The 21,572-nt window shown below is 69.2% G+C and carries 16 protein-coding genes and 1 pseudogene; 8 read left to right on the forward strand and 9 right to left on the reverse strand.

What is annotated here, in order from left to right:
- Positions 1-9: 9 nt before the first annotated feature.
- The 3 genes from ACS5PM_RS21640 to ACS5PM_RS21650 are packed head-to-tail and all read right to left on the reverse strand — an operon-like array spanning position 10 to position 3,654.
- The gene (locus tag ACS5PM_RS21640; protein ID WP_439389773.1) at positions 10-1,623 is read right to left on the reverse strand and encodes an ArnT family glycosyltransferase; all 1,614 of its coding nucleotides are present in this window, start codon (positions 1,621-1,623) and stop codon (positions 10-12) included.
- Positions 1,604-2,683, reverse strand: coding sequence for a glycosyltransferase family 2 protein (locus ACS5PM_RS21645; RefSeq protein WP_439389774.1), 1,080 nt, complete (start codon positions 2,681-2,683; stop codon positions 1,604-1,606). Before ACS5PM_RS21645 ends, ACS5PM_RS21640 begins: the two co-directional genes overlap by 20 nt.
- Positions 2,680-3,654 (reverse strand): lysylphosphatidylglycerol synthase domain-containing protein, encoded by a 975-nt coding sequence (locus ACS5PM_RS21650; protein ID WP_439389775.1) that lies wholly within the window; start codon positions 3,652-3,654, stop codon positions 2,680-2,682. Before ACS5PM_RS21650 ends, ACS5PM_RS21645 begins: the two co-directional genes overlap by 4 nt.
- A 55-nt stretch (positions 3,655-3,709) precedes the next feature.
- Between ACS5PM_RS21650 and ACS5PM_RS21655 the strand changes: the two genes are divergently transcribed.
- From ACS5PM_RS21655 to ACS5PM_RS21665, 3 genes are all read left to right on the forward strand, one after another.
- A complete protein-coding gene (locus ACS5PM_RS21655; RefSeq protein ID WP_439389776.1) occupies positions 3,710-4,696 on the forward strand; it encodes an NAD-dependent epimerase/dehydratase family protein in 987 nt (328 codons plus the stop codon).
- A 153-nt stretch (positions 4,697-4,849) separates the two neighbouring features.
- Positions 4,850-5,458, forward strand: coding sequence for a hypothetical protein (locus tag ACS5PM_RS21660; RefSeq protein WP_439389778.1), 609 nt, complete (start codon positions 4,850-4,852; stop codon positions 5,456-5,458).
- A 100-nt stretch (positions 5,459-5,558) separates the two neighbouring features.
- Positions 5,559-6,761, forward strand: a complete 1,203-nt coding sequence (locus ACS5PM_RS21665; RefSeq protein ID WP_439389779.1) for a choice-of-anchor tandem repeat GloVer-containing protein — start codon at positions 5,559-5,561, stop codon at positions 6,759-6,761.
- An 18-nt stretch (positions 6,762-6,779) separates the two neighbouring features.
- Here ACS5PM_RS21665 and pstS read toward each other — a convergent pair whose 3' ends face one another.
- From pstS to ACS5PM_RS21695, 6 genes are all read right to left on the reverse strand, one after another.
- Positions 6,780-7,856, reverse strand: coding sequence for a phosphate ABC transporter substrate-binding protein PstS (gene pstS, locus ACS5PM_RS21670; protein ID WP_439389780.1), 1,077 nt, complete (start codon positions 7,854-7,856; stop codon positions 6,780-6,782).
- A 75-nt stretch (positions 7,857-7,931) separates the two neighbouring features.
- Positions 7,932-10,766, reverse strand: a complete 2,835-nt coding sequence (locus ACS5PM_RS21675; RefSeq protein ID WP_439389781.1) for an ExeM/NucH family extracellular endonuclease — start codon at positions 10,764-10,766, stop codon at positions 7,932-7,934.
- A 90-nt stretch (positions 10,767-10,856) separates the two neighbouring features.
- Positions 10,857-11,243, reverse strand: a complete 387-nt coding sequence (locus ACS5PM_RS21680; protein WP_439389782.1) for a DUF488 domain-containing protein — start codon at positions 11,241-11,243, stop codon at positions 10,857-10,859.
- A gap of 13 nt (positions 11,244-11,256) precedes the next feature.
- Entirely contained in the window at positions 11,257-12,225 is a 969-nt protein-coding gene (locus ACS5PM_RS21685; protein ID WP_439389783.1) for a tripartite tricarboxylate transporter substrate binding protein BugE, read from the reverse strand.
- Positions 12,226-12,370: 145 nt separating this feature from the next.
- On the reverse strand, positions 12,371-13,909 hold the full coding sequence (locus ACS5PM_RS21690; protein ID WP_439389784.1) for a tryptophan halogenase family protein: 1,539 nt from the start codon (positions 13,907-13,909) through the stop codon (positions 12,371-12,373).
- Positions 13,910-13,936: 27 nt separating this feature from the next.
- On the reverse strand, positions 13,937-14,113 hold the full coding sequence (locus ACS5PM_RS21695) for a hypothetical protein (protein WP_439389785.1): 177 nt from the start codon (positions 14,111-14,113) through the stop codon (positions 13,937-13,939).
- 312 nt (positions 14,114-14,425) lie between these two features.
- Here ACS5PM_RS21695 and ACS5PM_RS21700 point away from each other — a divergent pair.
- The 5 genes and pseudogenes from ACS5PM_RS21700 to ACS5PM_RS21720 all read left to right on the forward strand — a co-directional run.
- Positions 14,426-15,163: pseudogene (locus tag ACS5PM_RS21700) on the forward strand (ROK family protein); the annotation flags it as partial.
- A 163-nt stretch (positions 15,164-15,326) separates the two neighbouring features.
- Positions 15,327-15,596, forward strand: coding sequence for an ROK family protein (locus ACS5PM_RS21705; RefSeq protein WP_439389786.1), 270 nt, complete (start codon positions 15,327-15,329; stop codon positions 15,594-15,596).
- Positions 15,596-17,062 carry a xylulokinase gene (xylB, locus tag ACS5PM_RS21710; protein ID WP_439389787.1) on the forward strand — a complete coding sequence of 489 codons (1,467 nt, stop codon included), beginning with the start codon at positions 15,596-15,598 and terminating at the stop codon, positions 17,060-17,062. The genes ACS5PM_RS21705 and xylB overlap by 1 nt, the downstream gene beginning before the upstream one ends.
- 18 nt (positions 17,063-17,080) lie before the next feature.
- Positions 17,081-18,400 carry a xylose isomerase gene (gene xylA, locus ACS5PM_RS21715; protein ID WP_439389788.1) on the forward strand — a complete coding sequence of 440 codons (1,320 nt, stop codon included), beginning with the start codon at positions 17,081-17,083 and terminating at the stop codon, positions 18,398-18,400.
- Positions 18,401-18,593: 193 nt separating this feature from the next.
- Positions 18,594-21,569 (forward strand): TonB-dependent receptor, encoded by a 2,976-nt coding sequence (locus tag ACS5PM_RS21720; protein WP_439390060.1) that lies wholly within the window; start codon positions 18,594-18,596, stop codon positions 21,567-21,569.
- The last annotated feature ends 3 nt before the right edge of the window (positions 21,570-21,572 follow it).

The following is a 21,572-nucleotide window of genomic DNA, read 5'->3' on the forward strand; positions in this document are numbered from 1 at the left end:
CGGCCTGACCTACCGCGCTCCTGCCGGCGCAGCGGTGTCCCCGGCCACTCCCCGCCACTTGACGAGCGCGAAGCCGCGCTCCTCGAACACGGGCTCCCAGGCGTCCGCCTCCTCGGGCGGGAGCTTGCGCAACTGGTCGACACGGATGAGCGCGAGTTCGCCCGGTTGCGGATGCCGGCGAGGCGTGACCTGGCCGCGGTAGACGGCGAAGCTGGGGTGATGAAGCTGCCACTGCACCGCCGGCTCAGGCCGGTTGCGCGCGGCCGCCGCGGCGTCGCGCACCGGCCCTTGCAGCAGCGTGCCCCACCAGGGCAGCGCGAAGCCCAGCACCGTCAGCGCGACCACGCACGCGCCCAGCAGCGGCGAGGCGCTGGCAGGCAGCCCCTGGCGCCAGCGCGCAGGCGCGGCCGCCAAGCCGAACACCACGCCGGCCGCGACCCAACCGGCGGCGACCACCAGCGTAGGCACCGGCACGCCGGCCAGCAACGCGCGGTATTCCGGCTTGGTCATGCGGGCGGCCACCCACGGCAGTTGCCAGGCCGGCAGCACGAACAGAGCGAGCAGCAGCAACGCCGCGAGCGCCAACGCCCAACGCATCACAGCACCCGAGCGCTCGAGCTCGATGGCCATCAGCAACACGAAGGGCGTCGCGCCGTACAACACATAGTGCGGCAGCTTGGTGCCCGAGAGCGTGAAGAACACCACCACGAACAGGCCCCAGCCCAGGAGGAAGCGGCCGAGCGGGTCGCGCCAGTGCTCGCGCGCGTGGCGCAGCACGGCCACCAGCAGCGGCGCCCAGGGGAGCAGCACCAACGGCAGGACGACAAGGTAATAGGCCCAGCCGCCACCGTGCTGCTCCATCGTGCCGGTGTAGCGCGCCAGGTTGTGTCGCACGAAGAAGCCGTCGATGAAGGCCTGGCCATGGCGGTGCAGCGCATAGGCATACCAAGGCACCGCGATGCCCAGCATCAGCGCCCAGGCCGGCAGGTCGCCCACGGCTTGCAGCAGGCGGCGCCCCAGCGCGCGCCAGTCGCCCGCCGTGAGCAGCCAGACACCTGCAGCCGCCACGGGCACCAGCACCGCCACCGGCCCCTTGGCCAGCAAGCCCAGGCCCATCCAGGCGAAGGCCCGCCGCAGGGCCGGTTTCGACTCGGACTCCAGCCATCGCCAGGCATCGAAGACCGCCAGCACGAGCAGCAGGTTGAGCAATGCATCGGCCGTCGCGGCACGGCCGATGGCGAGCACGCCCAGGCTCGTCGCGAGCATCAGCGCCGCATTGGTGGCGCTGCGCTGGCCCAGGCGGGGCGCGGCAAAACCGAACAGCGCCAGCGCCCATCCCCAGGCGCACAGCGCCGAGGGCAGGCGCAGCGCGAACTCGTTCAAGCCGAAGGCCGAGACGCTGGCCGACTGCAGCCAGTACACGAGGATCGGCTTGTCGAAGCGGTCCTCGCCGTTCAGCGTGGTGTGGCCCCAGTCGCCGCTGGCGAGCATCTCGCGCGTGGCCTCGCTGAACGCGCCTTCGTCGACGTCGAACAGCGGCGCGGCGCCGAGCTGGAACAGCGCCAGCGCGAGCAGCGCCAACGCCAGGGCCCAAGGCGCCCGCCTAGGAAGAGAAACTGGCATGCCAGGCTTCGTTCTCGCCGAGCTCCGGCTGCTTCATCGTGTGGTACTGCCGCGCATGGCCGCCTTCGTAGTAGATGCGGATCAGCAACTCAGCCAGGACGCCGGTGCACAAGAACTGCAGCCCCGCGATCACCATGAAGAAGCCCAGGATCAGCAGCGGCCGGCCGCCCACCGATTCGCCCAGCAGCTTGAGCACGCCGAGGTAGCCGAGGATGCCGGTTCCGATGGCGCCGACGCCCAGCCCCACCGTGCCGAAGAAGTGCCCTGGCCGCGCGCCGAAGTTGAGGAAGAAATACACCGCCAGCAGGTCGACGAGCACGCGGAAGGTGCGCGAGATGCCGTACTTGGATTCGCCCGCCGTGCGGGCGTGGTGGCTCACCGGCACCTCGGCCATGCGGGCCGGCGAGGTCACCGTGGCCAGCCAGGCGGGGATGAAGCGGTGCATCTCGCCGTACAACCGCACCTCGCGCAGCACCGAGGCGCGGAAGGCCTTGAGGCTGCAGCCGAGGTCCTGGAACTTCAGGTCCGTCACGCGGCGGATCAGGCGGTTGGCCAGCATCGACGGGAACTTGCGCAGGGCGAAGCCGTCCTGCCGGTTCTGCCGCCAGCCGGCCACCATGTCGTAGGGCTCGTTGAGCAGCTTGGCCACCAGCAGCGGGATGTCCTGCGGATCGTTCTGCAGGTCACCGTCCATGGTGACGATGACGTCACCGCGCGCCGCGTCTATGCCGGCCTGCATGGCCGCGGTCTGGCGGAAGTTGCGCAGCAGCCGCAGCACGCGGATGTGCGGGCCGACGGTGGCCGCGTGATCCTGCAGCGCGCGGCCGGTGCCGTCGCGGCTGCCATCGTCGACGACGATCAGCTCCCACGGCTGCGGGTAGGCCGACAGGGCTGCCTGCACCGCGTCGATCAGCGGGCGGGCGTTGTCGATCTCGTTGTACATCGGCACGACGACCGAGAGGCGGTGCACGGGCAGGCGCGAAAGCGCCTCGATGCGCATGGCGGGCAGGTCGATGGGCGCCGCGACGGCGGCGGCCGGTGGGAGGGTGGTCGTGCTCATGGGTTCTCCAACGCGGGCCGGCTGTCGCGGGCCCAGGGCATGATGATCGCAGCCGCGGCCAGGGCCACGGCGAGGCTGAAGGCGTGCAGCGCCAGCGCGCCGGCGGCCACTTGCGCACCGGGGCCGTGGATGCTGGCGTCGCCCATCAGCGCGGCGGCCCAGACACCGGCCTCGTAGGTGCCGAGGCCCGCCGGCCCTTGAAGCGGCAGCACCGAGGCGACCTCGCCGCCCAGCGAGCCGCGCAGGGCGGCCGAAAAATCGAGCGGCGCGAGCGCCTGCAGCAGCAGCGAAAAGACAGCCAGCTTGACCAGCCAGTTGGCGGCACACAGCGCCCAGCCCATCCGGTCGTTGCGGTGGGCCAGCCAGGCGGCCGAGAAACGCTGGACAGCCGGTACGCGCGCCTGCGCGGCCGCCAGCAGTCGCGGCCCGAGAAGCAGGCCCAGGAGCCAGCCCAGGGCCATCAGCACGGCCCAGGCGGCACGCTCGCGAGGCCCGACCGGCGGCAGCCACCACGCGGCCAGCGTGCCGAGCACCGCCGCATCCTGCAGGCGCAGCCACAGCAGGCTCTTGAGCGACTCTCCCAACGGCACGCCGAAGCGGCGCTGCAGCAGCAGGGGGTAGCCGGCCTCGCCGGCACGCAGGGGCAGCACGACGATGGCGGCGTTGTGGGTCAGGAAAAGGGCGAGGCAGGCGACGAATCCCGGAGCGCGTCCGCGCGCCGCGTCGGCCCCGAACCAGGAGCCCCATTCGCGGCGCAGCCTCTCCGCGCGCAACGCATAGCTCGCGGCCAGGCCGGCCAGGGCCACGGCCCATACCCAGGCGGGTGTGGCGGCGAAGGCCGCCTTCAGCGGGGCGAGGTCGACCTGGCGCAGCAGGAAGGCCAGCAGGCCGATGCCCAGCACGCTGGCGACCGCCAGGCGCATCCAGGAGCGGCGCGCGCCTTCAGGCGCGATGTCGGGCTTCGGGGGCATCGTGGCGGCCAGGAAAACCGCGCATGGTAGCAGCCGGGGCTATCATCCCCGGCCCATGCCCCAGCAGCAGATCCTCGTCACCGGCGCGGCCGGCTTCATAGGCGCGCACGTCGCGGCCCAGCTCGCCCGCCAGGGCCACCGCGTCGTCGGCATCGACAGCTTCAACGCCTACTACGAAACCAGGCTCAAGCACGACCGCGTGGCCGCCCTGCTGACGCCGCTGGGCGTCGAATGCAGGTGGCTCGACCTGTGCGATGGCGAGGCCACCCGGCGCCTGGTGGTCGACGGCGGATTCGACGCGGTGATCCACCTGGCCGCGCAGGCCGGCGTGCGGCACTCGATCAAGGCCCCGGGCGACTACATCCAGTCCAACCTGGTCGGCTTCGGCAACGTCATCGAGGCCTGCCGCGAGGCGGGCGTGCCGCACCTGCTGTACGCCAGTTCGTCCAGCGTCTACGGCAGCCGCGAGGATGCGCCCTTCAGCGAGACGGACCGGGTCGACCGCCCGGCCTCGCTCTACGCCGCGACCAAGATCGCCAACGAGCTGATCGCCCACACCTACGCCAGCATCCACGGCCTGCGCTCCACGGGCCTGCGCTTCTTCACCGTCTACGGCCCCTGGGGCCGGCCGGACATGGCGTACTTCTCCTTCTCGCGCCGCATGCGGGCCGGCCAGCCGATCACGCTCTTCGCGGGCGGCGAGCTGCTGCGCGACTTCACCTGCATAGACGACATCGTGGACGCGGTCGTCGGCCTGCTGAACACGCCGGCACCGGCCACGGCCGCCAAGGAATCCGACATCTACAACCTCGGCCACCATGTGCCGGTGAAGGTGATCGATTTCGTGAACACGCTGGAGGCCGCCCTGGGCCTGAAGGCCATCATCGAATACGGCCCCATGCAACCGGGCGACGTGCCCGTCACCTGCGCCGACGACGGCAAGCTGCGAGCGCGCATCGGCGATTGGGCCTGCACTCCGCTCGACGAAGGCCTGAACCGCTTCGCGCGCTGGATCGAGGCCTGGGAGCCCAGGTCCTCCTAGGGCCTGTTCGCTGCGCGCCTTGCGCGCACGCCGTGCAGTGCGCGAATGCAGCATCCCCAAGGGCCTGTCAACCCCCCTGCGTAAACGTTTCCAAAGCCGGCGGGCTTTGTCACACTCGCGCCTCTTTTTTGAGCAGTCCCAGAGGGATACACGATGCCTACCGCCTTCCGCCCGCTCGCCGCCAGCCTGGCCGCCGCGGCTTTCTTCGCCAGCGCCAGCGTCGGCGCACAGACCATCCCCACCGCCTGGGCCGACTGGACCACCACCGACGGCCTGACCACCGCCGCCGGCACCGTGATGCTGCCCAGCGGCAAGGTCAAGGTGAAGTTCAGCGGCCCGACCCTGTACTTCGCCCAGGTCGCCGATGGCCAGACCGACTACTGGTCCGGCGCCGCCTACGAAATCACCGGCGAGCCGCCGAGCAGCGACATCCTCGCCTTCAAGGGCGGCACCGACAAGGAGGTCTACAAGATCAGCTTCAGCCGCCCGGTGGTCAACCCGGTGATGGCCGTCATGTCGCTCGGCCGCAATGGCATCCCGACCCGCTACGTGTTCGGCCAGGTGCCCACCCTGCTGTCGTCCGGCGTGGGTTTCTTCGGCGGCTGCGAAACCTGCCTGACGGTGAAGAAGAAGACGCTGACGGGCACCGAAGGCCACGGCGTCGTGCAGTTCGTCGGCACCTACTCCAGCATCACCTGGAAGCAGCCCGATTTCGAGTTCTGGCACGGCGTGACCATCGGCGCCCCGACGCTCGACAACTGAACCGCGGCCGCGCACGAACTAGGGATCCCGTGCGCCGCCGCACGCTGCTCGTGCCATCGTGCGCCCTCGCGTCCTGTCCTGACGTGAAGGGAGAGCCCACATGCTGCGAGTTCAACGCCTCGGATCCCTCCTCGCCGCCTTCGCGGTCCTCACCTTCGGCGGACCGGGAACCGCTGGCGCCGATCCCTGGCCGCGCGAGCGTCACGGCGTGCTCGGCAGCTACCGGGTTGTCCACGACTTCGACGCGAGCATCGATCGGCCCGGTGGCCCCGTCGGCACCTCGCTGATCGGCCCGAACGGGCTGTACTACGGCGTCTCGTCCAACGGCGGCCCCACCAGCGAAGGCACGATCTACCGCATGAACGCGGACGGGTCGATCACCACGCTGCACGTGTTCGACACGGCCACCGGCCGCGACCCCGGGCGGGGCCTGACGCTGGGCGGCGACGGCCAGTTCTACGGCACCACCACCGAAGGCGGCCCCTACCACTACGGCGTCGTGTACCGGATGAGCGCGGACGGCACCTACACGGTGCTGCACGCGTTCGACGACACGCCGGGCGGGGGCCGGCATCCGAACACGCGGCTGGTCGAAGGCCCCGACGGCAACTTCTACGGAACGACGGCGGGCGGCGGCACTCACCATGGCCACGGCACCTTCTTCCGAATCACGCCGGCGGGCCAGCTGACCACCCTGTACTCGTTCCGCAACGACGGCCAGCACGAGCCTTACACCAGCAGCGACTTCTGCTTCGGCCCGGACGGCGCGATCTACGCCATGGGACGCAACGCCGCCTTCCGGGTGGCCATGGACGGATCGTCCGCCGAGATGCGCCGGTTCAGTCCCGAGAAGCACGGGTTCCTGGGCCTTCCGGGGCTGATCCGCGGAACGGACGGTCACCTCTACGGCGCCATGACCGAGGGCGGGCCCAGGCAGGGCGGCACGGTGTTCCGGCTGTCGCTGGATGGCGAGCTGACCATCCTGCATGCCTTCACGGGGCCCAACGATCCCGAGTATGCCGGCCAGGCCTACCGCCCCACGGGCCCGCTCATGCAGGCGGCCGATGGCGCGCTCTACGGCACGCTGACCTTCGGCGGCAAGTGGGGCTATGGCGGCGCCTTCCGCGTGGTGCCGGGACATGGCTTGCAGCCCCTGGCCGACTTTGCCGGCTGGGGGCAGTCGGACACCGAAGGGCCGATCGGCGCCCTGGTCCAGACAGCGGACGGATTCCTGCTGGGCACCGGATACGGCGGCGGGCTTCACCACCAGGGGACGGTCTACGCGCTGATCCCCTCTCCCTGAGGCGATGCACGCCAGCGGTCAGAACATCTGGTACGCCGGCGCGCCGCCGGCCACCGGACGGACGTTGCCGAAGCGCGCTGCCAGGCGCGCCTGCACCGAGGTCGGCAGCGGTGCGAAACCGGTGCCGCGGGTCAGCGAATCGCCGCGTTGGAAGCACCAGTAGAGAAAGCGCAGCGCCGGCTCGACCTGGACCGCCCGGGCAGGCGCGGCATCCACCAGCACGAAGCTGGTCAACGTGATGGGCCAGCTGTCGGCGCCCGGCATGTCGAGGATGGAGGCGGTGTCGTCCCCCGCCCGGTGCACCCCGCTCTGCAGGATGGCCGCGCGAAAGCCCGCCTCCGAAGGCAGGACCCATTGGCCATCGCGGTTGCGCAGCGTCACCGGCGTCAGGCCGGAAGACTCGACGCGATCGAAGCTGATGTAGCCGATCGAGCCGGCGCCGGCCTTGACCGCCGCCAGCACGCCGTCGTTGCCTTCCTCGGCCTTGACCTCGCCCGGCCACTTGGGCAGCGGGCTCACGCCGGGCGAGGCCCTGAAGGGCTCCGACTGGCTTGAGAGATATCGGGTGAAGCCTTCGGTGGTGCCCGACTTCTCGGCCCGCACCACCCGCGCGATGCGCCGGGCCGGCAGCGCAACGCCGGGATTCAGCTCGGTGATGCGCGCATCGTCCCAGCGCTCGACCCGGCCGGCCATGACGTCGGCCAGCAATTCGCCGGTCAGCCTCAGGCGCGACGTGCCAGGCAGGTTGACCACCGGCACCACGCCGCCGACCAGCATCGGGATCTGCACCAGCTTGCGTCGGGCCAGTTCCTCCGGAGGCAGCGGGCTGTCGGTGCCGCCGAAGTCCACGCTGTGCTCGGTCGCCTTCTTGATGCCGTCGCCCGAGCCGGTGGGTTGGTAGCGCACTTGAACCCCCTGGTCGCGGACGTACTGCTCGGCCCAGCGCGCGTACACCTTGGCGGGGAAGGTCGCACCGGCGGCCTGCACGGCCGTCGGGTTCGGGGGGGTGGGTTCCGCGGCGCGGGCCGGGGCCGAGGAAAGTGCGAAGGCGACGATGAGCGCGCCCAGGGGCGCGCCCGCCTGACATCGGATCATGGGGGTACTGCTTCAGTCGGAAAAAACGGGCGCGAGTGTCGCCAGCTTCCGTGACCCCCGGATGACGGATCGCGGTCAGCGCCGCGCGCTTGCTGCCGTGTCGAAAAAGACCAGATCGCGCATCGGGACGATGGCCGCTGCCGGCACGCCCTGCAGCAGCACCAGCGTCTTCCACCTGGCCCCGCCCGTCGGGCCGTCGACGTCGACCTGCAGCACCGCTCCCTTGGCGGCATCCTTCAGCCTCACCACGCCGTCGGCGATCGGGTCGCTGCCGGCGTAGCCGATGCTCGACAGCAAGGCTCGGATGTCTATTCGGTCGGCGCCGGGCGCGAAGTCGAGGAGGGTGTCCTTGGCATCGGCCATCGAGGTGTAGGTGAAGACATCGTCGCCGGCACCTCCGGCGAGCTTGTCCGCCCCGCCGCCGCCGATGATCTGGTCGTCGCCCGGCGTGCCCGAGAGCTGGTCCTTGCCGGGGCCGCCGGTGATCACCTTGACCAGGTACAGGCCGGCGACGACGGGATCGTGGTCGGACGAGCGGTACGCCGTCGGCGTGTAGTAGTCGGGCCCGCAGGCCGGGCACTGCGGCTGCTTGAACTCGGTGTTGTAGTCGATGACCGAAGGCTCGTCGGCGTTGATGTGCCACTCGGTGGCGCTGCTCACCACGGCGGCGAGCGTCGCGGTGGCCAGCGCGTGATCGAGCCGGCCCGAAGCGCCGTCGAAGACGTAGGAGTAGCCGAAGGCGTTGAAGCGCGCGATCTGGTCCGCGTAGCCGCCGCCGGCGAAGGCGATCACGGGGTCTTCCTGCGCGTAGGAGTTCATGTCGCCCAGCAGCAGCGCACGGTCGGTGCCGGCGCCGGAGGCGAGGCTGCCCACCCAATTGACCGTGCGCTGGGCCTGCGCCACGCGCCGGGCGTTCCAGCAACCCTGGCCGTCACCTGCATCGAAGTTGCCGCTGTAATCCGGATCGTCCTCGGCCGGGCAGCTGCCCTTGGACTTCAGGTGGTTGACGACCAGCGTGAATCTCTCGCCGTTCAACGCAGCGAAGGTCTGCGCCAGCGGCGGGCGGTTGTGGATCGGGTCGGTGTCGGTCTGCGCGGCGTTGACCGGCGCGAGGCGTGCGGGCTTGTAGATCATCGCCACCTTGATCGCGTCGGTGCCGGTCCCGCCGGCCGGGTCGGCCACCGCCGCGTAGGTGCCGGCACCGACCCGCGCGTTCAGGCCCTCGACCAGGTTGCCGACCGCCGTCGGGCCGTTGTTCTGCATCTCCATCAGGCCCAGCGCATCGGCATCGATGGCGGCGATCGCCTCGATGATCTTGGTGCGCTGGCGCTCGAACTCGGCGAGGTTGTCGGCCCCGCGGCAGTTGGCCGGCGAGTCGACGCCCCCGAGCATGCAGCCCTGGCCAGGGTGTCCGAAGACATCGGTGCCGTCGGTGAAGGTGGTGAAGTAGTTCAGCACGTTGAAGCTGGCGAGCTTCAGGTTGCCGGCTTGCGGAGCCGGCGCGGCAGTGCGGGGGTTGTCGCGCGTGAAGGTCACCGGCGCCGCGGGGTGGATCTTGTAGTCGCCGAAGCCGGAGGAGCTGCTCGTCGCCAGGCCGTAGTCGATGACGCCGGTCACCGATGGCACGGTGTCGCCGGCGCGCAGCGTGTTGTCTTCGCCGATGTAGGGCGTCGGATCCGGGTTTTGCTGGCTCGTGCCGTCGTCGAGGATGATGCGGCCGCGGGCATTGGTATCGGCCAGCGCGGTCGCCTCGGGCGTTCCCGGCCGGTAGCGGTTGGTCGGCGTCTCCATGCGGCCCCCGGCCGACAGCGTGACCTGGCCGTAGCGGCCCTGGAAGTAGTTCTGCGAGGCCGTCAGCGGCCCGGCGATCGTGACCAGCATGCCTTCGACATGCTCGAGGTCGCCATCGACGAGCTCGGGGAAGGTGACGAGCTTGGGCGTGAGGGTGTGGCCGCTGGAAAGCAGCTGCAGGTTGCCGACGCCGGTGAGCTCGGTCACCGGGTGCGCCGCCGTGTCGGCATTGTTCGCCGCGCCGGTGTTGAACTCGCTGATCACCGCAGTGAACTGCACCAGCTGACCGACCGAGACCGAAGGCGCGGCACCGGTGTAGACGAAGATGCCGTCGGAGGTCGCGTCGTCGGCGTCGCCCACCGGATCCTGCAGGAAGAAGCCGTTGTTGTTGACGCGCGTGACGACGCCTGAAGTCTTCACGGCCTCGCCCACATAGGGGCTGGTCGCGCCGCTGCCCTGGATCTGCATGATCGTGCGCTCGGTCGGGCCGTCGCCCGAACAGGTGCCCGCGGGCGCACCGGTGTTGCGCGGGTTCGGCGCGCCGGTGGCGAAGTCGCCGGCGTTCTGGTCGGTGTCGGTGCAGCCTCCCGCGCTGCGAAGGTCCGAAGTGGTGTTGGAGGGTGCCGGTGCGGCGGCGGCGCCTTCGAAGTAGTTCGCGCTGCCGAAGCCGACCAGGTCGACGATGGTGTCGGAGACGGGCTTGTCGCCCGCCAGCGGCGTGGTGCTGCTGACCAGCGCCACCTTGCCGCCGGTGGCGCCCATGAAGATGCTGCCGATGGCATCGGGCGTGGGCAAGTCCTGGCTGCCGCCGGTGCCCGCGGCCTCCTGCACCAGGTAGTACTGGCGCGGCTGCAGCACGACGCTCGTCAGCTCGGTCTTCTGCCAGGTCCCCGTGCCGGTGGTCGAGTTGTACTGCACCGACCAGCCGGCCAGCGAGACCGGCGTGCCGCCCGCATTGAACAGCTCGATGAAGTCGTTCTTCAGCGTGGCCCCGGCATTGCCGCCACCGCCATAGACCTGGCTGACGACGACGCCGGAAGTGGAGGCCGCCGCGGGCAGCACGAGGCCGGCGGCCAGCAGGGATGCGCACAGCAGGCGCAGGGCGAAACGCAAGGGCATGGGATGTCACCTCGTTCTGCGAGGCCCGCAGCGTGCGGGCCGGAGGTGACACCGCTGTGTCGACGAGTTGACGGGGTGGTGACCGGGCGGTCAGTCCAGCTTCGCCCCCTGCTCCTTCAGCAGCTCGCGCAGCACCGAGCGGTGGCACTGCGCCTCGATCTCGCAGTAGCAGCCCACGGAGAAGTCGGCGTTGTGCGAGAGAACGGCCAGCAGGCCGATGGAGCGTGCGGCCGAAGGCTCGGCCATTTCGCGCTTGTAGGCCTTGACGAAGGCCGCCCAGTCGGCGGGTGTCTCGGCCGACTGCCCGAGCTTCATCGTCTCCACGCTGGGCGCCAGCTCGGGATACCAGACGTCGTAGTAGTTGCGCTTGGCGAACTCGCTCTTGGGCACGCCGCGCGGCGGGCGCCGCACGGTGCCTATGCGAGTGCCTTCGTGCGGCAGGCGCTCGCTGCCGAGGCGGACGATGTGGACCGACATGGCGGCCGCCCGGTCAGTCGAGCTTGAGCCGCTGCAGCTGCACGACCTTCTTGTAGGTCACCAGCTCGTCCTGGATCTGCTTGGAGAACTCGGCCGGCGTGTTGGCGACGATGATGGAGCCGGTGTCCTCGATGCGCTTCTTCACGTCGGGCATCTCGACCGTCTTCTTCACCGCGGCGTGGATCTTGTCGACCAGTTCCTTGGGCATGTTGGCCGGGCCATGGATGCCGTAGTAGGCCATGCGGTTGACGGGCGCCAGGCCGACCTCGGCGAAGGTCGGCACGTTCGGCAGCCCGGCCACGCGCTGCGGCGCGGCGACCACGATCGGGATGAGGCGGCCGTCCTTGATGAAGGGCAGCGCCGAAGGCAGGTTGTCGAAGATGATGGGGACCTGGCCGGCCACCACGTCGTTCAGCGCCGGGCCCGCGCCGCGGTAGGGGATGTGGGTGACGAAGGTCTTGGTCAGGCTCTTGTAGAGCTCCATCTGCAGGTGGCCGATGCCGCCGGTGCCCGAGCTGGCGAAGCTGTACTTGCCGGGCTTGGACTGGATCTCGGCCAGGAAGGCCTTGTAGTCCTTGGCCGGGAACGAAGGATGCACCGCGATCACGTTGGGCGTGGCGGCGATGTTGGTGATGGCGGTGAAGCTCGTGAGCGGGTCGTAGCTCACCTGAGGGTTGATGGCCGGATTGGCGGCGGTGGTGGACACCGTGGCCATGCCGATCGTGTAGCCATCGGGCGCCGCGCGCGAGATCTCGGTCGCACCGACGATGCCGCCGCCGCCGCTCTTGTTCTCCACGATCACCGTGCCGCCCAGGTTGGGCCCGAGCTTCTCGGCGACCACGCGGGCAATGATGTCGGTGGTGCCGCCCGGGGCGAAGGGCACGACCAGGCGCACCGGCTTGGACGGGTAGCTCTGGGCCTGGGCGGCGAAGGCGGCGGCCAGCAGGACGGCCGAGGCGACGAGGTGGCGGCGGGTGGTCATTCGCTTGCGTCTTTCGTGGTTGGACTGGCTGGCAGTCGAACCCCCATGCTGGCGCCGCGCTCCGCGAGCGGCCCTGTGGAAACCACTTAGCGGGGCGCCTGGGGGCCCTATCGTTTTCACCAGGGCCGGTGAACGCCCATCGGGCCTACGCCGGTGAGGCCGAGGCCAGCGGCGCAGCGCGGGCGTGGCGGGCGATGTAGTCGCCGTGGTCCGGCATGGCCGCCACCGTGTGCGAGATCGCCGCGCGCAGCCGGATGAAGTGGGTGCGCAGCGGGGCCTCGTCCACGCGGTCGACGAAGGTGTCGTAGCTGGCCGGCATCACGCCCAGGCCGAACAGGATGGACACCCAGGAGGGCTCGGCGAAGCCCTCCGGGTCGCGAATCCCCACGATGCCGCTGGCGCGGAACAGCTCGATCTGGTGCCGCAGCGCGTCGGGGATGGGCATGGCGGCGCAGTAGCGCCAGAACTCGCTGTCGCTGCGCTTCGTGAGCTTGTAGTGCAGGATGATGAAGTCGCGCACCGACTCGAACTGGAAGGACATGCGGCGGTTGTATTCGGCCGCCAGGCTGGGATGGAAATCGCGGTCGGGGAAGAGCTCGATCAGGCGCCCCACGCCATCCATGATGAGCTGGATGCTGGTCGACTCCAGCGGCTCGACGAACCCGGCGGCCAGGCCGAGCGCCACCACGTTCTTCATCCAGGTCTGGCGTCGCCGGCCGGTGGTGAATCGCAGGGGCCGGGGGCTGCCGAGGGCCTCGCCGTCCAGCCCTTCGAGCAGCACCCGCGCCGCCTCGTCGTCGGAAGTGAACTGGTTGCAATAGACGTGGCCGTTGCCCGTGCGGTGCTGCAGCGGGATGCGCCAGACCCAGCCCGCCGACCGGGCCGTCGAGGTGGTGAAGGGCGTCAGCTTCGGCACCTTGGCGCAGGGCACGGCCAGGGCGCTGTTGCACGGCAGCATCGCGCTCCAGTCCTCGTAGCCGGCGTGCAGCGCGTCCTCGATCAGCAGGCCGCGGAAGCCCGAGCAGTCGATGAACAGGTCGCCGTCTATGCGCCGGCCGTCGGCGAGCTTCACCGCGGCGACGAAGCCATCCTCGGGCCGCTGTTCCACCTCGACGATCGTGCCCTCGATGCGCTGAGCGCCGCGCTGCATGGCGTACTCGCGCAGGTAGGCAGCGTACAGGCCCGCATCGAAGTGAAAGGCGTACGAGTAGGCGTTGTGCGCCGAGGGCACCTCCCCGCTGGGCGGGGTGAAGCGGTTCTGGCGCGCCATCACGGTGGCGGTGGACCACTCCTCGTACGAAGGCACTTCGCCGCCGCTCCTCAGGCGCAGCCAGTACTGGTGGGCCGAGCGGTTCTCTATCCGCGGGCCGAAGTCGCCGAAGCCGTGGAAGAAGCGGTTGCCGACGTGCCCCCAGTCCTTGAACTCGATGCCGAGCTTGAAGCTGGCCTGGGTCTTCTTGATGAAGTCGGCCTCGGGGATGCCCAGCGTGCGGTTGTAGGCGCGGATGGGCGGCAAGGTGGCCTCGCCGACGCCTATGGTGCCGATGTCAGGCGACTCGATCAGCACGATCTCGCACGGCCGCTCGCGGCCGGCGCACAGCTGCAGCGCCAGCGGCGCGGCCGCCATCCAGCCGGCGGTGCCGCCGCCCACGATGACGATCTTGCGGATGGCCTTGTCGTTCATGGCATGTCCCTCTTTTGCGGCAGCCGGTCAGTGCGCGGGCGTCAGGCGCAGCACCAGCACGTCGTGGCCGGCAGCTCGGCGTGGCGGCCTGTCCGTGCCGCCCATGGGCGGCGTGGCCGCCGGGCCCTCGAACTTCTGTGCCGCGGCGCCGCCGGAGGCGAACATCCACGCGGCGGCGAGCACCGCCGCCCGGATCTTGCTCATGAAATCGACCCCTCGCAAGCGCGACCACTTCTGACCTCGGGCCCGGCGCTGGCCGGGAGTCTCGTGTCGGGGCCGACCTGCCCGGCTAGGTGTTTACACGGCTTTAGTTGGTACGCTGGCCAAACTAATGTGCTCAATTGTGACTGGCGTCACTTCGGTCCGCGGCGAGTGCGCAACGCCTTAGGGGTTTGCACCTGCTTTATTTCGTTCGATGGCCGAACTAATATAGATGCCAGCCGTTCATAAGAGCACAGGAGACAAGACTTGGCCGAGGCCGCCGGCAACCAACAGCTGCTCAAGGACATCAACCGGATGGCCCTGGTGCGCCACCTGTGCGCCCACCCCGGCCTGTCGCGCGCCGACCTGGCGCCGGCCGTCGGGCTGACCAAGTCGACCGTCAGCCTCCTCGTTCGCGAGCTGATCTCAGAAGGCTGGCTGGTCGAGCGCGAGGTCGTCGCCACCGGCGACCTGGGTCGCCGCCCCACCCCGTTGTTCATCGATCCGACGCGGCTGCTGCTGCTCGGCGCCGAGGTCGGCATCGAGGGCGTGCGGGCCGTCGGCACCTCCCTCACCGGCGAGGTGCTGGCCACGGCCACCGCCAGCTATGGCTCGGCCAAGAGCGCCAAGGCCTGCATCGCCACCGTCGCCACCGCGCTGCTGAAGGTACGCAAGCAGCTGGACGAATCCGACCACCGCATCATCGGCATCGGCGTCGGCCTGCCCGGCGGGGTCGACGAAGCCAGCGGCGTGCTGAACTTCGCCCCCAACCTCGGCTGGCGAGACGTTCCCGTCGGAGCCCTGCTGGCCGAGAAGCTGGCCGGCACCTCGCTGGCCGGCGTGCCGACCTTCCTGCAGAACGAGGCGGATGTCGCCGCGCTCGGCGAGCACGAGTTCAACCCCACGCCGGCTTCGGACCCGCTGCTGTACGTCAGCATCAACCAGGGCGTGGGCGCCGGCGTGATCGTCGGCGACCGGCTGCTCACCGGTGCGCGCGGCTTCGCCGGCGAGGTGGGCCACATCGTGCTGCAGATCGACGGGCCGCTGTGCTCCTGCGGCCGGCGCGGCTGTGCCGAGGCGCTGATCGGCCCGCGCGCGATCCTGCGCGTGCCGGCCGCCGACGGCATGCCTTCGCTGTCCGAGGCGCAGCGCCTGCTGCGCCGAGCAGGATGCCACCACCACGCGCGCGACCCGCAAGGCCGGCAACTACCTGGGCGTGCTGCTGCAGAACCTGGCCTCGGCCTACGACCCGTCCTGCATCGTGCTGGGCGGCGCGCTCGTCGAGCTCGGCGACGTCTTCCTGCAGCCGGCCCTGCGCACCCTGCAGGAGTACGCCGCCGCCGCCAACCTCGCACCACCTGAAGTGCGCACCTCGCGCTTCGGCGCCGATGCGGTGGCCGCCGGCGCCGCCGCCCTGGCGCGCTATCGCCTCACCCGGCCTCTCGTCCCGGGCGGCGCACGATTGATCCCACAGGAGACTGATTGATGTTTCTCGGCATCGACCTCGGCACGTCCGAAGTCAAGCTGCTTCTTCTGGACGCCGGCGGGCAGATCGTCGGCCAGGCCGGCGCGCCGCTGAGCGTGTCCAGGCCCCAGGCGCTGTGGGCCGAACAGCCGCCCCAGGACTGGTGGCAGGCGACCGAAGCCGCCGTCACCACCCTGCGTGCGGCGCATCCCGAGGCCTTCGCGCAGGTGCGCTCCATCGGCCTGTCGGGCCAGATGCACGGCGCGGTGCTGCTGGGCGCGCAAGATCGTGTGCTGCGCCCCGCCATCCTCTGGAACGACGGTCGCAGCCATGTCGAATGCGCTGAGCTGGAGGAGCGAGCACCCAGGCTGCACGCGATCGCCGGCAACCTGGCCATGCCCGGCTTCACCGCACCGAAGCTGCTGTGGGTCGCGAAGCACGAGCCCGAGCTCTTCGCGCAGACGCGTTGTGTGCTGCTGCCCAAGGATTACCTGCGCCTGCTGCTGACCGGCGAAAAGGTCTCGGAGCCTTCGGATGCCGCCGGCACGCTGTGGCTGGACGTGGCGGCGCGCGACTGGTCCGACGAGTTGCTCGCCGCGTGCGGCATGACCCGCGCGCAGATGCCGCGCCTCGTCGAGAGCAACCAGCCTTCGGGCACGCTGCGCCCCGAGCTCGCCAAGGCCTGGGGCCTGGGGCCGGAGGTGATCGTGGCCGGCGGCGCGGGCGACAACGCGGCCAGCGCCATCGGCATCGGCGCGACCCAGCCCGGCGACGGTTTCATCTCGCTCGGCACGTCCGGCGTGCTGTTCGTGGTCAACGACCGCTACCGCCCCAATCCGGCCTCCGCGGTGCATGCCTTCTGCCATGCCCTGCCCCAGCGCTGGCACCAGATGAGCGTGATGCTGTCGGCGGCCAGCTGCCTGCGCTGGTTCGTGCAGCTCAGCGGCGCAGCGGACGAGGCGGCGCTTCTGGCCGAGATGACAACGCTGTCGGCCGCGGACATCCAAGCCGCCCCCACCTTCCTGCCCTACCTGGCCGGCGAACGCACGCCGCACAACGACCCGTTCGCCTCGGGCGTGTTCTTCGGCATGACCCCGGAGCACGGCCGAGCGGCCTGCGGCTACGCAGTGCTCGAGGGCGTGGCCTTCGGACTGGCCGACGGCCTGGCCGCCCTGCAGGCCGCGGGCACGCAGGTGCGCCAGCTTTCGCTGGTGGGCGGCGGCTCGCGAAGCCCTTTGTGGGCCCAGCTCATCGCCGATACCCTGGGCGTCGAAATCGTCGTGCATGCGGGCTCGCAGGCCGGCGGCGCGCTCGGCGCCGCCCGCCTCGGCTGGCTCGCCGCAGGCGGCGACGAGGCCCAGGTCTGCAGCCGGCCCGAGATCACCGCGCGCCACTCGCCCGATGCCGAACGTCACCGTCAGCTCCAGTCCCGGCTGGAGCGCTTCCGCCAGATCTACCAGAGGCTCAAAGCCCTGCCCGCTCACTGATTCATCCCACTGCCTGACATGAACAGCTACTTCCACGGCATCGCCCCGATCGAATACAAGGGCCCGGACAGCGACGACGCGCTGGCCTTCCGGCACTACGACAAGAACCGCCTCGTCCTGGGCAAGCGCATGGAGGATCACCTGCGCTTCGCGGTGTGCTATTGGCACAACTTCTGCTGGACCGGCGCCGACCCGTTCGGCCTGGGCACCTTTCAGCGCCCGTGGTTCGAGGGCGGCTCCCCGATGGAGCTGGCCAAGGCCAAGGCCGACGCGGCCTTCGAGTTCTTCAGCAAGCTCGGCGCGCCGTACTACTGCTTCCATGACCGCGACGTCGCGCCCGAGGGCGCCACGCCGCGCGAAAGCGCCGACAACTTCGCCCGCATGGTCGACGTGCTGGGCGAACACCAGCAGCGCACCGGCATGAAGCTGCTGTGGGGCACGGCCAACCTGTTCAGCCACCGGCGCTTCATGTCCGGCGCGGCGAGCAACCCCGATCCGGCCATCTTCGCCATGGCCGCGCTGCAGGTGCGCGATGCGATGAACGCCACCTTGAAGCTCGGCGGCGAGAACTACGTGCTGTGGGGCGGCCGCGAGGGCTACGAGACGCTGCTGAACACGCGTGTCGGACAGGAGCTGGACCAGCTCGGCCGCTTCCTGAACATGGCCGTGGAGCACAAGCACAAGATCGGCTTCAAGGGCACGATCCTGATCGAGCCCAAGCCGCGCGAGCCGTCCAAGCACCAGTACGACTTCGACACCGCCACGGTGTACGGCTTCCTCGTTCGCTACGGCCTGGAAAAAGAGGTCAAGGTCAACATCGAGGCCAACCACGCGACACTGTCGGGCCACAGCTTCGAGCACGAGATCGCCACCGCCGCGGCGCTGGGCATCCTCGGCAGCATCGACATGAATCGCGGCGATCCGCAACTGGGCTGGGACACCGACCAGTTCCCGCACAACGTGCCCGAGACCGCGCTCGCGCTGTACCACGTGCTGCAGGCCGGCGGCCTGGGCACGGGCGGCCTGAACTTCGACGCCAAGGTGCGCCGCCAGTCGATCGACCCCGAGGACCTGTTCCACGGCCACATCGGCGGCATGGACGTCAGCGCCCGCGCGCTGCTCGTGGCTGAACGAATGATCCTCGACGGAGGACTAGAAAAGGCCCTCGCGGCGCGCTACGCGGGCTGGGACAGTGCCTCGGGACAGGACATTCTTCGCGGCCGCGTCTCGCTCGACAGTTTGGCCGACCGCGTACTGGCCGAAAACACGGACGTCGCTCCGGTCTCGGGCCGTCAGGAGTTCCTCGAGAACCTGGTCAACAAATTTTCCGGAGGGTGACTATCGATGACGCCATCACGAATGTGAAGACCTTGGGCGGTGGCCGTTTCATGCCGCCCGAATTCCACCAGGCCCTCGAGACAGAAAGAGAGAGACAGAGATAGAGGGCCCCCTGAAACCCCAATAGAGCAAATACGACATGAGACAATTTCAGCGGACAGCGTTGTCAATCGCAGCAGCCCAAGTGGCGCTGATGTGGAGCGGAGCGACTCTTGCGCAGACGGCCCCCCCAGCCGATGACGCCAAGGGCAAACCGACCGAAAAGGTCGAGACCATCGTCGTGACCGGCCAGCGTGCGGCGCTGCAGTCGGCACAGAAGATCAAGCAGGAGTCCGACGAGATCGTCGACTCGATCGTGGCGGACGACATCGGCAAGCTGCCGGACCGCTCGGTCACCGAAGTGCTGCAGCGCATGGTCGGCGTCACCATCGACCGCACGATTTCCAAGAACGACCCGGAGCACTTCTCCATCGAAGGCTCTGGCGTGCAGGTGCGGGGCCTGAACTTCGTCCGTTCCGAGCTGAACGGCCGTGACTCCTTCTCGGCCAATGGCGGCCGCGCCCTGAACTTCGAGGACGTTCCGCCCGAGCTGATGGCCGGCGTGGACGTCTACAAGAACCCCTCGGCCGAGCAGACCGAAGGCGCCATCGGCGGCCTGGTGAACCTGCGCACCTTCCTGCCCTTCGACTTCCCGGGCACCAAGGTCGCGATCACGGCCAAGTCGACCTACAGCGTACTGCGGGGCAAGTCCTTCCCCGAGTTCTCGCTCATGGCCTCCAACCGCTGGGATACCGACCTCGGCCAGTTCGGTGCCATGGTCGACCTGGCGCACTCGGAAAGCTCGCAGCGCAGCGACACCTTCCAGGTCGAGCCCTACTACCGCCAGACCGTCGACAGCGACGTCTGGATCCCCAAGGGCGTGCAGTACCGCCGCGAGGACTACGACCGGGCGCGCAACGGCATCTACGGCGCCCTGCAGTGGAAGCTGAATGACCTGTCGTCTTCCCTGACTTACTTCAAGTCGGACTACAAGATGACCTGGAACGAGCACGCGCTGTTCGCCCAGTCCAACCCCTACAACATCACGGTCGACGATGGCGCGACCTATGGTCCGAACGGGAACTTCCTCAAGGGAACGCTGCGCGACGCGGCCGACGGCGGCATCAACTTCAACGACGACACCCGCTTCCAGAAGCGCCACTCCTCGACCGAGGACTTCGGCTGGAACACCAAGTGGAAGGCCAGCGACCGCTGGAGCTTCTCGGCGGACCTGCAGTACGTCCGCGCCAAGACCGAGTCCTTCGACTCGACGGTCGCCACGGGCGTGCAGATGGCCAAGGAGAACGTGGACCTGAGCGGTTCGCGGCCTCGCCTGGTCTTCGACGCCGACGACATCGCCTACCTGGCGGACCCCAGCCATTACTACTGGGGTTTCACCATGGAGCACATGGACAAGAGCTACGCCACCGAGAAGGCCGGGCGGCTCGATGCGAAGTTCAAGTTCGACGACCCGCACCTCCTGGACCTTCGCTTCGGCGTGCGGCTGACCAACCGCGACGCCTCGACGGTGAACTCCAACCCGAGCTACAACTGGGCATCCATTTCGCAGCCCTGGCAGGTCGGCTGGGCGCTCAAGGGACTGGCGTACCTGGGCGATCCTCGCTTCAGCGGCAATGCGCACCTCCGCACCTTCGACAACTTCTTCAACAGCGACGCCAACGTTCCGGGGCTGATCTTCCCGGATGTCTCCGTCGCCGCAGGCTACCCGAACAGCTATGCAACGCTGCACTCCTACAGCCTGCAACTGTGCGAGGACCTGAACGGCAAGGGTTCCCCGGCCTGCCAGGGGGGAGGCGTACCCTGGAGTCCGGCCACCTTCGGCACCGACCCGCTGGGCACCAACAACCAGCATGAGCACACCCAGGCGGCCTACTCGCAGCTGCGCTTCGCGTTCGACGATTGGAAGTGGCCGGTGGACGGCAACGTCGGCCTGCGCCTGGTTCGCACCTCGAGCACAGCGGATGGCTACACCGTGTTCAACAACACGGCGCCCAGCTTCCCCGACAACGTCGTGGTGGACGGCGTGCCCATCCCCAAGATCGCGAGTTTCGCCGAGGCGCAGAACCTCAAGAACTCGTACACCAACGCCCTGCCGAGCCTGAACCTGCGGATGAAGGCGAGCGACCAGCTGCAGTTCCGAGCCGGCTACGCCGCGGGGATCTCGCGTCCGGACTTCACCGACCTGCAGGCCTACACGACGCTGTCCGAGACGGCCGACGTGACGAACCATCCTGACGGTTCAAAGACGGTCAACAGCGTGACCCTGAGCGGCTCGGCTTCGGGCAACGCGCTGCTCAAGCCGGTGCGTTCACAGTCGCTGGACCTGTCGGCCGAGTGGTACTTCGGCAAGGCCGACTCGCTGACCTTCGTGGTCTTCCACAAGGACCTGAAGGACATCATCATCAAGCAGACGTCCATCAAGCAGCTGGCGGATGTGGACGGCGGCCTGCATGACTTCATCGTGACGTCGCCGATCAACGGCGCCAAGGGTTCGCTCAACGGCCTCGAACTCGCCTTCCAGCAGTACTTCGACAGACTGCCGGGCTGGATGGCCGGCTTCGGCGTTCAGGCCAATTACACCTTCGTCGACAGCAAGCAGACGCTGTACACGCCGGTGTTCGCGGCCTACTGCGGCTCGGACGGTGGGGCCACCAACCTGAACCGCAACCTCAACGGCTGCGACACCGACGGGCGCACCTTCGGCAACCTGCCGATCAAGGACGTGTCGCGCAACGCCTTCAACCTGGCGCTGCTCTACGACCGTGGCCCGGTCTCGGCCCGCCTGGCCTACAGCTGGCGCTCGAAGTACCTGCAGAACGTCAACGTGAACGGCACCAACGGCGGCGACGGCCTGGATTCGAATCCGGACAGCCCGACCTACGGCCAGCACAACGTGGCCTGGGCCCTGCCGACCTGGCAGGACAGCTTCGGCCAGCTCGACGGCAGCATCAGCTACCGCTTCGACGACAACCTGCAGATCGGCCTGGAAGGGACCAACCTGACCGACTCGACCAACAAGCAGTTGATGCAGCAGCACATCGGCATGATGGGTCGCGCCTGGCACGCGGTCGGCCCGAGCTACGCCGTGCGGCTGAGCTACACGTTCTGACCG

The organism is Ideonella flava, assembly GCF_051857595.1.
GTDB lineage: Bacteria > Pseudomonadota > Gammaproteobacteria > Burkholderiales > Burkholderiaceae_C > Ideonella.